General features: G+C 69.7%; 17 protein-coding genes. 12 read left to right on the top strand and 5 right to left on the bottom strand.

Annotated features, from left to right (window positions below):
- The first annotated feature begins 99 nt into the window (after positions 1-99).
- Positions 100-507: a DUF3224 domain-containing protein gene (locus JYK02_RS37575; RefSeq protein ID WP_207057774.1), complete on the top strand. Its 408-nt coding sequence runs from the start codon at positions 100-102 to the stop codon at positions 505-507.
- Between the two features lies 1 nt (position 508).
- Here JYK02_RS37575 and JYK02_RS37570 read toward each other — a convergent pair whose 3' ends face one another.
- Positions 509-2,074, bottom strand: a complete 1,566-nt coding sequence (locus JYK02_RS37570) for a putative metal-binding motif-containing protein (RefSeq protein ID WP_207057773.1) — start codon at positions 2,072-2,074, stop codon at positions 509-511.
- Positions 2,075-2,148: 74 nt separating this feature from the next.
- Positions 2,149-2,640, bottom strand: coding sequence for a DUF1772 domain-containing protein (locus JYK02_RS37565; protein WP_207057772.1), 492 nt, complete (start codon positions 2,638-2,640; stop codon positions 2,149-2,151).
- 78 nt (positions 2,641-2,718) lie between these two features.
- Here JYK02_RS37565 and JYK02_RS37560 point away from each other — a divergent pair, with 78 nt between their 5' ends.
- The 4 genes from JYK02_RS37560 (at position 2,719) to JYK02_RS37545 (ending at position 6,648) form a co-directional block, all read left to right on the top strand.
- Positions 2,719-3,507 carry a helix-turn-helix domain-containing protein gene (locus tag JYK02_RS37560; protein ID WP_207057771.1) on the top strand — a complete coding sequence of 263 codons (789 nt, stop codon included), beginning with the start codon at positions 2,719-2,721 and terminating at the stop codon, positions 3,505-3,507.
- A 126-nt stretch (positions 3,508-3,633) separates the two neighbouring features.
- On the top strand, positions 3,634-4,668 hold the full coding sequence (locus tag JYK02_RS37555; RefSeq protein ID WP_207057770.1) for a lipocalin family protein: 1,035 nt from the start codon (positions 3,634-3,636) through the stop codon (positions 4,666-4,668).
- A gap of 97 nt (positions 4,669-4,765) precedes the next feature.
- Positions 4,766-5,983 (top strand): serine hydrolase domain-containing protein, encoded by a 1,218-nt coding sequence (locus tag JYK02_RS37550; RefSeq protein WP_207057769.1) that lies wholly within the window; start codon positions 4,766-4,768, stop codon positions 5,981-5,983.
- Positions 5,984-6,015: 32 nt separating this feature from the next.
- Complete coding sequence (locus JYK02_RS37545) at positions 6,016-6,648, top strand: glutathione S-transferase N-terminal domain-containing protein (protein WP_207057768.1); 633 nt, start codon at positions 6,016-6,018, stop codon at positions 6,646-6,648.
- Positions 6,649-6,652: 4 nt separating this feature from the next.
- Here JYK02_RS37545 and JYK02_RS37540 read toward each other — a convergent pair whose 3' ends face one another.
- A complete protein-coding gene (locus JYK02_RS37540) occupies positions 6,653-8,335 on the bottom strand; it encodes a delta-60 repeat domain-containing protein (RefSeq protein ID WP_207057767.1) in 1,683 nt (560 codons plus the stop codon).
- Between the two features lie 58 nt (positions 8,336-8,393).
- Positions 8,394-8,804, bottom strand: coding sequence for a helix-turn-helix domain-containing protein (locus tag JYK02_RS37535; protein ID WP_207057766.1), 411 nt, complete (start codon positions 8,802-8,804; stop codon positions 8,394-8,396).
- Between the two features lie 75 nt (positions 8,805-8,879).
- On the opposite strand from JYK02_RS37535, the gene JYK02_RS37530 reads away from it, so the two are divergent.
- The 4 genes from JYK02_RS37530 to JYK02_RS37515 all read left to right on the top strand — a co-directional run bounded on the left by JYK02_RS37530 (position 8,880) and on the right by JYK02_RS37515 (position 11,924).
- Complete coding sequence (locus JYK02_RS37530; protein ID WP_207057765.1) at positions 8,880-9,698, top strand: class I SAM-dependent methyltransferase; 819 nt, start codon at positions 8,880-8,882, stop codon at positions 9,696-9,698.
- A gap of 206 nt (positions 9,699-9,904) precedes the next feature.
- Positions 9,905-10,336, top strand: coding sequence for a hypothetical protein (locus tag JYK02_RS37525; protein WP_207057764.1), 432 nt, complete (start codon positions 9,905-9,907; stop codon positions 10,334-10,336).
- Between the two features lie 11 nt (positions 10,337-10,347).
- Positions 10,348-10,857, top strand: a complete 510-nt coding sequence (locus JYK02_RS37520) for a phage holin family protein (protein WP_207057763.1) — start codon at positions 10,348-10,350, stop codon at positions 10,855-10,857.
- Complete coding sequence (locus tag JYK02_RS37515) at positions 10,854-11,924, top strand: hypothetical protein (protein WP_207057762.1); 1,071 nt, start codon at positions 10,854-10,856, stop codon at positions 11,922-11,924. Before JYK02_RS37520 ends, JYK02_RS37515 begins: the two co-directional genes overlap by 4 nt.
- 43 nt (positions 11,925-11,967) lie before the next feature.
- Here the strand turns inward: JYK02_RS37515 and JYK02_RS37510 are convergent, their stop codons facing one another.
- Positions 11,968-12,708 (bottom strand): dienelactone hydrolase family protein, encoded by a 741-nt coding sequence (locus tag JYK02_RS37510; RefSeq protein ID WP_207057761.1) that lies wholly within the window; start codon positions 12,706-12,708, stop codon positions 11,968-11,970.
- A 258-nt stretch (positions 12,709-12,966) separates the two neighbouring features.
- Here JYK02_RS37510 and JYK02_RS37505 point away from each other — a divergent pair, with 258 nt between their 5' ends.
- The 3 genes from JYK02_RS37505 (at position 12,967) to JYK02_RS37495 (ending at position 14,922) form a co-directional block, all read left to right on the top strand.
- Positions 12,967-13,734, top strand: a complete 768-nt coding sequence (locus JYK02_RS37505) for a zinc-dependent metalloprotease (RefSeq protein ID WP_207057760.1) — start codon at positions 12,967-12,969, stop codon at positions 13,732-13,734.
- 107 nt (positions 13,735-13,841) lie between these two features.
- Positions 13,842-14,387: a DUF2378 family protein gene (locus JYK02_RS37500; RefSeq protein WP_242589626.1), complete on the top strand. Its 546-nt coding sequence runs from the start codon at positions 13,842-13,844 to the stop codon at positions 14,385-14,387.
- Positions 14,388-14,409: 22 nt separating this feature from the next.
- Positions 14,410-14,922 (top strand): SgcJ/EcaC family oxidoreductase, encoded by a 513-nt coding sequence (locus JYK02_RS37495; RefSeq protein ID WP_207057758.1) that lies wholly within the window; start codon positions 14,410-14,412, stop codon positions 14,920-14,922.
- The last annotated feature ends 1 nt before the right edge of the window (position 14,923 follow it).

Genomic DNA, 14,923 nt, shown 5'->3' with positions numbered 1-14,923 from the left:
TTAAGCGAGTCCTAAGGCCCGGGGGCTGACGCGTTTTTGCAATCCAGCGGCGGGCTTCGGGCGTATGTGTCCGCCCATCCAGCAAGGGAGCAGGCACCCATGACGAAGCGCGCGAGTGGCCCTTTCGACGTCAAGCTCACCCCCATGGCGCCGGAGGCGGGAGCGGTGGAGGGGGCTCCGGGCCGGATGGCGCTCGACAAGCGCTTTCACGGCGCGCTGGAGGCGACGAGCCAGGGACAGATGATCGCGGTGCGGACACCGGTGGAGGGGTCCGCGGGGTACGTCGCGATGGAGCGCGTCAACGGGACGCTGGACGGCCGGAGCGGCACCTTCGCGCTCCAGCACTTCGGGGTGATGACGCGAGGTGCGCCCCACCTCGTCATCTCCGTGGTGCCGGACTCCGGAACCGGCGAGCTGACAGGGCTCGCCGGCTCCATGACCATCGACATCGCTCCGGGTGGGAAGCACTCCTACGACTTCCAGTACACGCTCCCGGACAAGGCGTGACTCAGGGGGCGCAGTAGCGGACCGCGCGGAGGGTGTGGGACAGCGGGCTCTCCGTGGACGTCATCACGAGCGCGCCCATCCAGTGGTCCTGAAGCTCCTCCAACATCACCCACTGCGCGTACCGGTGCAGGGGCATGAAGTCGGGCCCGGGTGACAGGTCCGCCGGGATGCCGCCCTGCCCCAGGGCCCAGAACCGGCCCTGCCACTTGAAGAAGATGTCGCTGCCCTGCGAGCTCGGTCCAACGGAGAGCCACGCGACCTCGAGGCCGCGCGCCGTCAGGGCGGTCCCGAACCAGGGAAACTCCCGAGGGGTCGTGACGCCCAGGACCCGCGATGTCATCTCGCCGAAGAGGTTGCCCAGGACCTTCATCACGCGGTTGTTGCCCTGCAGGTCGTGCAGCACGATGACCGGAGACTCCAGTGCACCGCCCGCGGCGGCGCCCAGGTCCACGAGCCGGGCGCCCGGCTCTGCTTCCGCGAAGAACGCCCGCTCATCCCCCACCGGTTGCAGGTCGCTGTCGAAGCGCTGGAGACGCAACTTTCTCGGCTCGATCCCCCCGTCGAACTCCTGAGCCAGGACCAGGAAGCCACCCTCCCGGAGCCCCAGCACGTCCACGCCGGTCAGGCCCGTCTGCTCGGTGAGCGCTCGCATCAGCACCCGGGAAGAGGCCACCACCTGACCATCCAATCCCGTCACCGTGCCCCAAAGCTCGCGACCTCCCACATACCAAGGAGCAGCATCATTCTTCCAGGCCGCGAAGATCCGGGTCCCATCCGCCGACACAGCCGCCGCGGTGGCCCTGTCCCCCACGGCCTGATCAAACAGGAGCGCTCCTTCCTCGGGCTCACCGTCCCGGGGCACGCGATGGCCCTGCTCATCCAGCAGGATGAGGTGGCCTCGCGTGTGGTCGCCATTCGGACCTGCCGACGCGTAGTACAGCGCGGGCCCCTGGGACGTACGCAGCAGCCGGGTGCTCACCGAGTCCAGCGCGAGGAACTCGTCCATCACCTCGACCCGCACCTCCGTGGTACCGAGCGGCGCCAGGGAGGAATCCAACCGGATGACCCGGGCCACCGCCAGCTGGTCGAACACCACCGCGAGGACGCCGTCCGTCACGCGGAGGCTGCTGATCCGGCCCGCATGCGGAGGCAGCCCCAGCGACGCGACCTGTGACCAGGACGGAGGATCCGTCACCCCGTCGCAGTCGTTGTCCAGTCCGTCGCAGCGCGTCTCCGTGGCCTCGTAGTCGGCCCCGTACGAACGCGCGGTGCACACCGGCTCGTAGACCCCGTCCACCATGGCGCGCCGGGCGCCCGCGCAGAGGCCCTGTGTCCGTTCACAGGGAAGGGGCTCACCCAGGGAGCCCGCGTCCGTGCCGGCATCTACCTGCGTGCCCGCGTCATTGCCTTGCGCGCCGCCGTCACCGGAGGTCCCCGCGTCGACGATTCCCGCATCTGCAGGCGGATTCGTGGGCGGATCCGAATCCTCACACCCACCGAGCATCCCGCTGCCCACCGCGAACACCACCGCCCAAAGCCTTACCCCGCGCATCCGCACTTCCATCATCCCCTCTTCGGCGGGCCACTCACGGGCCCCGCCCCCTGCGCGCGAGCCTAATCCATTTCAAATGCTTTCACAGCTCAAGCACCGCCCTTCACCCGGAGCCATGACAAGGCTTGAAGAGCCGCGAACCACGCTCCCGCCCCGAGCGCATGGCGCAGGTGGTTCATCCGCGCCCACCGCATCGCGGTCTCCACGGCCGCCGGGGTGTCCGCGGACTGCATCAGCCGGACCATCGTGGGGATGAAGTACGCGAAGGTCAGGAGCCGGTCCGCGAGCGCCACCAGCGCCGCCCCGAGCCACCACGCGCGCAGCGGTCCCGTGGCCTTGGTCGCGAAGTAGAGGCTCGCCAGGGTGAGCAGCGTCAGCGGTCCCGTGTTCACGAGCCCCCAGAAGCGCCGCCCCACGTCATCCCGCCGCGCCGCCTCCGCGGACCAGTGCGCGCCCGTGGCGTCCAGCCAGCGGGGAAGCGAGATGCGGTGCTCGTAGAGCCCCGCGCCGAACGCGACGCCCAGGTTGAGCACGAAGAGCCACAACAGGATTTCCGCCGCGGATGGCTTCAGGTTCATCATGGGGACAGCATGCGTTCCGGGGGCGCGAGCGTCTTTCGTGCCCTTGTGCTGTTTTTCTCGTTCCTGCGGTGTTCCTCCATGACTCCCCGGCAGTCGCTCCTCGCCCAGATTGGCACCGACATCGTCCGCTTCCAGGAGGCCACCGCGGAGTTCGACGCGACCGTGGGAGCGGTGCTCGCGCTCGGCCGCGCGGAGCTGACGTGCCTGACGCAGCTGCACTTCGCGGGCCCCATGCCCCTGAGCGCGGTCACGCGAGGCGCCGACGTGGAGCGGCTGGAGCTCGCCGGCTACGTCCAGCGGGAAGGCACCGGGAATGGCAGACGGCTCGCGCTCACCGGGCACGCGCGCGAATGGATTGAGACCCTCTGGGGTCCCGTCCAGGCGGAGGGCCTCCAGTTGATGTCCCCCATGACGGACGCGGAGCTGAAGGTCATCGCCCGCTTCCTGGGCCAGGCGCGGGCGTCGCAGGACCGCCATGCCGCCCGCGTGGCGAAGCTGCTCCAGGAGCCAGGGGGCACGCGGGCCGCGCGCCGGCGCGGGGGCCTCTCCGCCGCCGCGCTCCATCGCGTGCGGCTCTTCATCGAAGCGCACCTCGCACGCAGCATTCGCGTGGGAGAGCTGGCCCAGCGCTCCGGCCTGAGCGTGTTCTATTTCACTCGCGCCTTCCGTCAGTCCATGGGCATGACGCCGCATGCCTACGTGCAACAGCGGAGGGTGGAGCGGGCGCGCGGCCTGTTGAGCCATACGAACCGCTCCCTCGGAGACATCGCGCTGGAGGTCGGCTTCAGCTCGCAGAGCCACTTCACCACGGTGTTCCGCCGCGTGACGGGACTCACGCCCGCCGTCGTGCGGCGCGCGGGACGCTGACGCCTGCCACGGGGCTTCAGGCACCGGGTCGGGCCACCGTGCTGATTTTTTTGGGTGGGCGGGAAGATTGGCCCGGTCGGGCGTACCAGGGGAGGACCGGCGCTTTCGCCGCAGGCACTCCCCACCATGGCCCGACCCAAGAGCCCCTTCGTCTGGATCCTCCTCGCGGTCGGAGGCGTCTGCGCGTTCTGCTGCACCGGCACCCTGGGGCTCATGGCCCTGGGGCTCTTCGCCGGAGAGGACAGCGCCACGCCCCGGGCGCGGGCTGGCCGCCCGGGTGAGCCCGGCGGCTTCGCGTTCGACGCGCCCCAGGGCTGGAAGACCCAGGCGGACGGGCGGTTCATCCTCGAGTGGGACCAGCGGGGCGACACGCTGGGGGTGGAGGCGCTCCGGCTGCCGAGCCTGCCCGGGCTGGACGACGCGGAGGGCAAGCTCGCGCGGCTGTGGCAGGAGCGCGTGGGCGCGGACTGGAACGACGTGAAGCCGAACCCGCTGGTGATGCGGCGCTTCGTGGCCAACGGCGCCCGCGCCTTCTTCACCGCGGCGGTGGTGCGCGCGAAGAACAACGACCGGTCCTTCCGCGTGAGCCTCTACCTGGTGGAGGCCGGCGACCGGCTGGAGCCGCTGGTGTTCATCCAGAGCTTCATGACGCCTGGAGGCCTGGGTGAGGCCATGTCCGCCTCGTTCTCCTGGAACACGTCCTACGTCCGGGTGGAGGAGGCGCTGAAGGGCGTGCGCGGGAGCCCCGTGGGCCTGCCGCTGGTGGACGACGCGGAGGTGGTGGGCCACTTCGTCCACGGCAGCAGCACCGCGGCCCAGTGGGTCAACGCCTATACCGGTGGCACCACCATGACGGCCGTCTCCTACAGCAGCGAGTACACCTTCGGCGCGAACCACTCCTTCCAATACAAGTACGCGGGCGCCTCCGGTCAGGTGGGCGCGATGACGTTCGGCTCCGAGAACGACCAGGGCACCTGGAGCGTGAACCACGATGTCCTGACGGTCACCGGCGCGAAGCGGACGCGCCGGTTCCTGCTCATCGGGGCCGCGCGCACGCCGGAGGGAAGGCGCACGCTCTACCTCCTGCGCGACCAGCAAGGCTGGTCGCTGTCGCCGGGCGCCATCGGTCAGGACGGCGAGCTGTACGTGGCGGCGGACTGAATCCTCACCCGCCCGGTGACACCGCCGGGGGACGCCGGTGTTCCATCCGCCGGCCGGAAAAAAATGCGCCGGCCCCTTCCCTCACAGGAGATGGAACATGGCGGTTCTGCACCGTGGACTGCGGGTCGGTATGGCATTGCTCGCGAGCGTCATGACTCCTGCCTGCGGGCCGGAGACCCCGGTGGGAGCCGGGCTGGAGGTGGGCGAGCGGGGGCTGGAGGTGGAGCAGTCGAACCTGCCGCCCCTGAACCGCGAGGCGCTGCGACAGGCCATCGCGAACCTGCCGAACGCGGAGGTGTCTGGCGCCCTGGTGCGGGTGAGCGGCGCGGACGGCCGCTGGCTCGGGACGTCCGGGGTGGCCGACATCCGCACCGGCGCCCCGGTGCCCGTGGACGCGCACTTCCGCATCGGCAGCATGACGAAGACGTTCACCGCCACCGTGGTGTTGCAGCTCGCCGCCGAGGGCCGCGTGGACCTGGACCGGCCCGTCCAGGACTACCTGCCGCGCCTGCTGCCCGTGGGCGTCTACGCGCCCATCACCGTGCGCCAGCTGCTCAATCACACCCACGGCCTGCCCGGCGTGCCCGTGCCGCAGAAGGACCCGGAGTGGTTCTTCGAGAACCGGTACCGCCGCTTCAGCCCCCGCGAGCTCGTCGCGCTGTCGCTGCCACCGGGCCCGCGCTTCGCCCCGGGCACGAAGCAGGAGTACGGCAACATCGGCTACATCGTCGCGGGGCTGCTCATCGAACAGGTGACGGGCCGTCCCTATGGGGACGCGGTGCGCGAGCGCATCCTCCGGCCGCTGCACCTGCGGGACACCTTCGTGCCCGGCCACGACGTGACGATTCCCGGCCGGCATGCGCATGGCTATGAGGAGGTCGCGCTCGAGGACGGCCAGTGCCCCTCGGGCGCCATCCCCTACGGCACGCGGTGCCTGGTGGACGTCACCGAGGCCAGCCAGTCCGTCCCCTGGGCCGCCGGAGACATGATCTCCACCGCCGAGGACCTGGACCGCTTCCTCGTCGCGCTCTTCCAGGGCCGGCTCCTGCCGCGCAAGCAACTGGAGGAGCTGTTCACCGTCCCGGACCTGCCCGGCGCCAGCTACAGCGCGGGCCTCACCCGCTACGAGCTCAACGGCATCATCTTCTGGGGCAAGAGCGGCGACCGGCACGGCTACAACAACGGGATGGGCGCCACGCGGGATTTGCGCCGGCGCCTCGTCTACTCGGTCAACACGCTCCACATGGGAGGGGACCAGCCCGCCATCGCGGCGCGCATCATCGCGGCGGCCCTGCAAAGCGCTCAGCCGAGGTAGCCTTCCTCCGCATTCCACCCCGGGGGCTCCGCATGTCCGCGCTCGACACACCCGTCATCATCGGCCGCTCAAGCTCGCACTTCACCCGCATCGCGCGCATCTTCGCCGCGGAGCTGCGCGCCGAGCACTCCTTCCAGGTGCTGCGCGACCTGCTGTCCACCGACCCTGCGGACTATGGCGGCAACCCCGCGCTCCGGATTCCCGTCCTGAAGACGGCCAGGGGCTCCTGGTTCGGCGCGCTCAATGTCTCCCGGGAACTGTGGCGCCAGTCCCATCCCAGGCCCCGCGTGGTGTGGCCGGAGGACCTGGACGTGCCGCTCCTCGCGAACGTGCAGGAGCTCACCCTGCAAGCCATGGCCACGGAGGTGACGCTGGTCATGGAGAAGATGGCCGGCGGCGGCGAGGGCACGACGCATGCCCTCAAGCTGCGCCAGTCCCTGCTCAACATGATGGCGTGGCTGGAGGAGCACGCGGACGCCGCGCTCGCCGCCCTCCCGCCCGGGCGGGACCTGAGCTACCTGGAGGTCACGCTCTTCTGCCTCGTGACCCACCTGGAGTTCCGCGACGTGTTGCCCACCGCCCCCTATGCGGCGCTGAACCGCTTCTGCCAGCAGTTCGCGCAGCGGCCCTCCGCCCGCGACACCGCCTTCCGCTTCGACACCTGACGCCCTAGCGGTGGCCCCGGACATCCAGCGGGTCCACCTTCGTCTCCTCGCACGTGGCGCCCTGCGCCTGGGCCTTGCGGATCCGGGCGTCGCAGTGCTGCCACGCCCCACCCGGTGACGCGGCATCTCCGCCCAGGTGGATCGCGCACGAAGGCGTGTGTCCCCAGGTGTCGCCTTGCATCCAGTAGATGAACGTCTCCGTCCGGTTCCCCTTCCCGGAACAGGCGATGAAGTGCGACCGGCCATCCGCCTTGAAGAACGCGCTCGTCGTCGCGTTGGGGACCTGCTTCTTGGGGGGAAGGACGGTCTCGAAGCGCGCCTGGAAGTTCCGCACCCGGGTGCCGTCCGCCGCGAGCCGCAGGGGCGGCGTCACCTTCTCGCCCGCGAGCTCGTCGAAGAAGCCATCCACCACCACCGATCCGTCTGGCATCGCCGCCACCAGCCAGAGGAAGCCGGAGGAGTCCGGATCCTTCTTCGCGGCCTCCGCCAGCTTGCGGTAGCGCAGCCCCGCGCCGAGCCCGGCCTGGAACCGCGCATCCACCGTGCCGTCCGCCTTCAAGCGCACCAGCCCCGGAGCGCGCCAGGGGCCCTCCGGCGGATCCACCGCGGGGATGTCGTTCTGGGCCAGGACGACAGCTCCGTCCGGCCCCACTCCCATCTGGGACACGCGCATGAAGCGGCCCTGGGGATATGGCCCCTCCTGGCGGAAGGGATGGAAGGCAGGGTCGAGCCGTCCGTCACGGGTCAGCCGGACGACGTGCGCGCGGGTGTCTCCCTGGCCAAGCTCCCCCACTCCGACCACCGAGCCGTCAGCCCCTGGAGCGATGAGGCTCAATTCGAGCCCGGCCTCGCCCTTCATCAACCAGGAGATGAGGGGCGTGTTGAAGCGGGAGTCGGACTTCCACTGTGCGTTGAGCGCGAGCACGGGAATGTCCGCGCGGCGCTCCTCCGCCTGGAACCGCCCGCTCAGGAAGAGCCCTCCGTCCGCCCGCGCGCGGACCTGGTTCAACACATACCAACCCAGCCGCAGCTCCTTCAGGACCGGGTCAAAGCGCTGGGCGCGGTCGAGGGTGCCGTCGGGGTTGAAGCGCAGCAGCCACAGCGGCGCTTCCTTCAGGTAGTTCTCATCCGGCGTCGAGGCCGCGACGATGAGCCGCGATTTCGCATCCACCTCCGCGGTGATGATGAAGGACGAGGCGCCCACCTTCTGGCGCAGCGTCTGCTGGACCTTCTGGTTGAAGGCCTCGGCCCGGGTGCCCTTCGCCGTGTGGCGGATGAGCACGTGCGCCACGCTCGCGGGCCCGCTCTCCCCCTGGGGCGCGTTGGCGTCGCGGGAGGAATAGGTCGCGATGTAGCCCCCGGAGGGCACGGGGAGCAGCTGCACGAGCTCCTTCATCCGGTCCCGGTCGGACGCGGCTTCGAGCGCCACGGAGACCGGCGACGTGTCCCGCTTGCCCAGGGCGTCGATGACCACGAGGCTGCCCACGGGCTCGCCGTTCAGCCGGTTGCAGGTGTGTCCCACCACGCCCCAGGCGCCCTTCGGCGCGGGCACGAGGGCCACGAGCTCACAGTCTTCATTGGGCGCGTTGAACCGGTCGTAGGGCGACCAGATCTCCTCCTCGGCGAAGGCCGCACCGCTCAGCGCCAGCACGAGCCACGCCGTGCTCGCCATCCTCGAAGCCATCATCGCGCGCTCCCGTCCGGGTCCAGGTCGCGCCATCCTGTCACGCGGCGTGTTCCAGGTTCTACGGCGGCTTCGGCGTCCTCTTCCTTCGCGCGCCCCGCAGGAGCCGCAGGAAGGTGGGGCATTCCATGTGGCTTGGTGCGGGGCAGGCAGCGGCGTGCCGGAGGCCGTCGCGCATCGCGCTCAGCTCGCGGATCGTCTTGTCCAGTTGCTCCGCCTGGGTGAGGAGCAACCGCCGGTCGATGCGCGGCCGTCCATCCGGCGCGAACATGCGCGCGATCTCCTCCAGCGAGAAGCCGGCGGAGCGCCCCATCGCGATCAACGCCAGCCGCTCCAGCACTTCGGGGTCGAACAGGCGGCGCAGCCCCCGCCTGCCGACGGAAGCAATCAACCCCTTCTCTTCATAGAACCGCAGCGTCGAGGCCGGAACGCCGGAGCGCCGCGCCACCTCCGAGATGTCCAGTTCACCCACCCGCTTGACCTCAAGTCGACTTGAACTGGCAGAGTGCGGCCTTCGGTTCTTGAAGGCAAGCAGGTGGAGACGACCATGAATGAGCAGACGGCACTTTGGAATGGGACCGCGGGACACGCCTGGGTGGATACACAGGAGGTGCTCGATGGGATGTTCAAGCCGATGCAAGACCTGCTCGTCGAAGAGGTCCCCGCCAGCTCCGCGACCCAGGTGCTCGACGTCGGCTGCGGCACGGGCAGCACCACGCTTGCCTTCGCGCGGCGGCTTGGCGGGAAGGGCCGCTGCACCGGCGTCGACATCTCGGAGCCGATGCTCGCCGCCGCCCGGGCCCGCGCGGAACGGGAAGGCATTCCGGCGGATTTCATCCAGGCAGACGCTCAGCGCCACGCCTTCGAGCCCGCGAGCTTCGACCTCATCCTGTCGCGCTTCGGCGTGATGTTCTTCGAGGACCCCGTCCAGGCCTTCGCGAACCTGCGGCGAGCCGCGAAAGCGGGCGCCCGGCTCCGGCTCATCGCCTGGCGGAGCCCCGCGGACAATCCCTTCATGACGACAGCCGAGCGCGCCGCGGCACCGTTCCTGAAGCTCCCCGCTCGCCAGCCGGACGCACCGGGACAGTTCGGCTTCGCGGATCCGCGCCGGGTCCACCGCATCCTGGAGGAGAGCGGCTGGGCGGACATCGACCTCCAGCCCGTCGACTTCACGTGCACCCTGCCCGAGAAGGAGCTGGTCCGTTACCTGACCCGGTTCGGTCCCCTGGGCCGGTTCCTTCACGAGGTGGACGCGCATGCCCGCGCCCACGTCATCGAAACGGTCCGCGCCGCCTTCGAGCCCTTCGTGCACGGAGCGGAGGTCCGCTTCACCGCGGGCTGCTGGATGACCAGCGCCCGGGTGTAACCGGAGGCTGTTGCGCGTGGTCACTCGCCAGTGACACGCCCCGTCCCAGTCGCACCCCTTATTCCTCCTGTATCACGGTGTGCCGCTCCGCCTGCTCTGCGGCCAGCGAACGCGCCCCTCAGGGCATGAACCGTTCGATTGCATAGCTTCATGGGCAGTCGTCCAACGGCATACATGAACCCAATCACGCCAGAGGAGGTTGCGACATGGGGAGCATCATCGAGGGAGAGGGCCTGAGGAATCCCAGCTTCTACAATGACAGTCAGGCATCGTCCGAAGGTACAGGTGGGCGGGTCGGTCTGAAGCAGGAAGGCAAGGAACAGGTGAAGCGCATCGGCGGCCTCACGCGCCAGCGCGCCTTCTCCCAGGTCGACTCCCGCAAGGGCGTCCTGGTGGAAAGCCTCAACGGCTTCGCGAAGCAGCTTGAGTCCATCTCGGGCCAGGGAGACGTGCAGCTGCCCCAGCAGCTCATTGGCAGCGCGGTGGGCTTCGTTCGCAAGGCGTCCGACACCCTGGAGCAGAACTCGACCGAGGAGCTGCTGCGGCAGGCGCAGACGCGGATGCGTGAGCGGCCAGGCGTGGCGCTGGCGGGGTGTGCACTGCTCGGCTTCGTCGCCGCGCGATTCCTCAAGGCGTGAGGGGGCGGACCATGGACCCCTATTCCTCACGGACACGCGGCCAGTACATGGGACTGGACGCGGACGAAACCACGACCCGTCCCCAGGCCGAGGGCTTCCGGACGGACGGCGGACTGGGCGAGCAGTCGCTTGGCACCCTGGTCTCCGAGTTCATCGAGCAGGGGCGGCACCTGCTCCGGGCGGAGCTCACCCTGGCGCGCACGGAGATGCGCGCTGAAGCGAAGAAGGCAGCGGCCGGTGGCGGCATGGTCGCCGCGGGAGGCGTGGTGCTCTTCCTGGGCGCCATGGCGCTGGTGGCCTTCCTGGTCATCGCGCTCGCGGAGCTGATGCCCCTGTGGGCCAGCGCGCTGCTGGTGACCGTGCTGCTCATCGCCGCGGGGGCGGGCTTGGCCGCCGTGGGCGCGAAACGACTCAAGACGGTGCATGCACCGCGCAAGACCATCCAGACCCTCAAGGAGGACAGCCAATGGGCGAGCACGACGATGCGCTCCGCGAAATCGCAGATGCACGGGCACGCATGAGCGTGCTGGCGGACGAGCTGGGCCGCCGCGCGAATCCTGAGTTGCTGAAGGCCCGCGCGAAGGAGTTCGCGCTCGAGAAGAAGGAAGAGGTGACGGAGCACGCGAAGCAGCTCGCCGCGGAGAAGCGCGAGGAGCTGAAACAGCAGGCCCGGGACAAGGTGCTCGACTGGAAATCGCAGGCAAAGGAGACGGCGATGCGCAAGACGTATGAATGGACGGACGAAGCCACCCACACCCCACGTGGCCTGGGCCTGCTGGGCGCGCTCCTGGGAGCCGGTGTCGGCTCCATGCTGATGAAGCGGGCCTTCCGCTCGCGCATCGAGGAGCGCGAGTACCGCGAGCGCGACTACCGCGTCCGGGGCTATGAGCGGGTGCCGGTGCGCTACCGCGACGAGCGCATCCCCCTGGTCGAGTCCGAGCGCGAGTACTACGGCGCCTACGGCTCGGGCCGGGACGTCCCCTACCCCGAGTACAACACGCGCGCGGAGTACGGCGCGGACGTGGGTGAGCACGGCAGCGAGGGTTCGCACCTGAAGGAACGCGCCAGCGAAGCGCTGCACACGGCGAAGGAGTCCGTGGGGGCCTCCGCGGAGAACGTGAAGGAACGCGTGAGCGGCGCCGCCGACACCGTGCGCAGCCGGGTCCATGACGCGGCGGACACCGTGCGCGGCCGGGTCCATGACGCGGCGGACACCGTGCGCAGCCAGGCCTCGCACCTGCGCGAGCGCGTGCCGTCGCCCCAGGCGCTGCGGGGCCGCACCTCGCAGTGGTACGACCGGGCCCTGGAGGAGCAGCCCCTGGCGCTCGCGCTGGGCGCGGTGGCGCTGGGCATGCTCACCGCGAGCCTGCTGCCGGTGACCGACAAGGAGCGCCAGTTGCTGGAGCCCGCCAAGCGTCGCGCGCAGGAGGGCCTGACCCAGCTGGGAGACCAGGTGAGCCAGAAGCTCGAGGGCAGTGAGTCGGAGCAGGACTCGGAGACGGCCCTCGCCGGCCCGACGTCGATGGGCGCGAGCGGCGGAATCCCCCCGCTGCCGCCGTTGGATCAGATCGCCCCGAAGGTGCACTGAGCGATGGGAGCGCGGGGCCTTCCCGGGCCCCGCGCGCCGCCAGTCACTCCCGGTAGAGCGTGCGCCGCAGGAAGCCGAGCGCCCGGCCCCAGGCGTCGTTCCAGTCCTCCTCCCGCATGGTGTGGTCCGACTCCGGGTACTCGTAGTGCCCGACGTGCGAGCCCAGCTCGGGGAACTCGCCCCAGAGCCGGTGCGCGAAGTCCCGGGCCTGCTGCGCGGGGACCAGCCGGTCCCTCCCCGCGTTCAGGAGGAGCAGCGGGTTGCGCGCGCAGTCCCACGGGCGGTGGACGGGAGCCTCCTGCATCAACCCGCGCAGCTCGTCCGTGACGTGTCCATCCCTGGGAGCCCAGTCCGGCGAGCCGAGGAGGGACACCGTCGCCTGGACGCGCGAATCGCGGGCCGCCACGGCCAGCGCCGTGAACGCACCGAAGGACACACCCGCGAGCCCGATGGGCCCATGCCCCTCCCCCACCACATGGTCGATGACCCGGGAGACATCGGGGACGGCCTCGCGGATGAAATAGAGGAAACGCGCATGGGAGTCCGTCGGGCTGAGCGACGGCATCCCGTCGAGCCAGCCGTCGCGCCGGGCGCCATGGTGCGGGGCGTCCACGCCCACCGCTGCCATGCCCCAGTGCGCGAGCGCATCCAGCTCCCGGCGCTGGTCGTCGGCATTCGAGAACAGCCCATGCAGCACGATGACGGCGGGGCCGGGACGGGGCTCGTCGTGCACCTTGAGGACGGGGATGCGGCCATCCACGCGGAAGCGGTACTCAGCAGGCATGCGCGGAGTCTGCGCCTTCTCAGTGCTGCCTGGCACGTGCTCCGCGTGAAATCACGGGTCTTCGCGGTAGGGCGTGCTGATACATTGTCGCGTGTTGACAGGTATTTACGCACTCACAAGCTAAGTTCGCCTGACTACAATTTCTTGTTTTATTGGAGTCCCAAGGATGGAAACCCTCTAGAGTCCAGACAGGCCTTTCCGGCGTTCCCGTACCGGGACCGGGGGCCGGGCTGATCCACATCAAGAGGGGCGACGAACATGTTCAAGAAGGCGGCTGTCCTCGTGGTGAGCTGTGGCGCGTTGCTGACGGCCTGCGGTGGCGATGCGCAGAGCGAGAACGACGAGATTGTCTCCAACCTCATCGAGGCGGGCTTCCCCGCCAACGACATCATGGTCGCCGATGGCCAGGTGTACGTGGGGCGCGACGCTCACGTGAGCCTGGAGACCTCCCGGGAGATGCTCCAGACCCCTGGCGAGACGGCGGAGCAGTACCGGACGACCAACCTGGTCGGCACCAGCGTGACGAAGATCTGCATCGTCCCCACCTCGCAGTTCAACAGCTACAGCCGCCTCAGCGCGGGGCTCGACCTGGCCATCGAGAACTACAACAGCCAGGGTCTGCGCATCACCTTCGCGCGCGGCTCCGCGTCCGACTGCACCGCGACCATCTCCGCGAAGACCACCAGCGGCGTGGGCGGCTCGTCCGGCTTCCCCAAGGGCGGCAAGCCCTACGGCACGCTCAACATCGGCGTCGGGCTGCAGGACTACAGCGTGGACGTGAACGAGCACGTCATCACCCACGAGATTGGCCACACCATCGGCTTCCGCCACACGGACTACTACGACCGGTCCATCAGCTGCGGCACTGGCGGTAACGAGGGCGCGTCCAACGTGGGCGCCATCCACATCCCCGGCACGCCGACCACGGCCACGCGGGGCGGCTCGGTGATGAACTCCTGCTTCGGCTCGAACGAGAGCGGCGAGTGGAGCAGCTCCGACCGTACGGCGCTCGACTACCTCTACTGAGCTCCGCCGGGACTTCACCCCGCGCGCGAGTGCATTGCAGCGCCAATCCAGGGATGCTGCCGTCCGTCCTACCTCCGGTGGGACGGACGCCTGGGATGGGTGCCGCGTTGAGTGAAGAGATCGTCTACCGCCACGCCATCGAGGGGCTCTTCCTGCGCTCCGTGGGCAAGCGCCTCACGCCGGAGCTCAAGGACCGGCTGCGAGCCATTGGCCTGGACCTGGACGTGAAGCTGCCGCACCACACGCCCCGCCGCGTCTTCGCCGAAGCCCTGGGCATCACCGCGCGCTACCTCCACCCGGAGGTGGACGCGCAGGAGGGCTACCGGCGGCTCGGGACGGGCATCATCACCGGCCTGGAGCACACGCTGCTGGGCAAGGCGCTCGTGTCCCTGTGGCCCATCTTCGGGCCGGACCGGGTGCTCTCCCGCATGCAGGAGAGCTTCGCCACGGTGAACAACTACCTGAAGACCGAGCTCATCACCCACGGCCGCGCGGACCACACCATCAAGGTGAGCGAGTGCAACGGCAACCCCGGCTACCTGATGGGCATCATCGAAGCGGGGCTGATGAAGGCCGGCGCCAAGAACGTCCGGGTGGAGCCCTTCGACTTCAACGGCCACGCCTGTTCCTACCGCGTGCGCTGGGACCCGTGAGCAGGCATGGCAGACTGCGGCCATGACACGCTCCTCTTCCTTCGCGGTCGTCGCGGTCCTGGGTCTGGCGTTGATGTGCGCGGCGTGCACGCCGCCGCCTGACCACGCCCGGGACGAGCAGGACCTGCGCCAACTGGTGAAGACGCAGACCGAGGCCTGGAACGCGCACGACGCGACGGCCTGGTCGCGGGACTTCGCGGACGACGCCGGCTTCATCAACATCGTCGGCACGGTGTTCCAGGGCCGCGAGGAGATTGAAAAGCGCCACGCCGCCATCTTCGCGGGCATCTTCAAGGCCAGCCACGCGGAGGTCACCGTGCGCGACATCCGCTTCCCCAGCCCGGACATCGCCGTGGTGGACACGGTGCACGAGGTCACCGGCCACACGGGCCTCCCGCCGGGCGTGCAGAACACCGAGGACGGCCTGCTGCGCACGCAGATGCGCTACGTGCTGAAGCGCACCCAGAAGCAGTGGCGCATCGTCGCGGGCCAGAACACCGACGTGAAGCCCGCCCCCAAGCCCGCCGCCCCTTGAA

The organism is Corallococcus macrosporus, from assembly GCF_017302985.1.
GTDB classification, from domain to species: domain Bacteria; phylum Myxococcota; class Myxococcia; order Myxococcales; family Myxococcaceae; genus Corallococcus; species Corallococcus macrosporus_A.
This window is presented reverse-complemented; position numbering and strand designations above follow the sequence as displayed.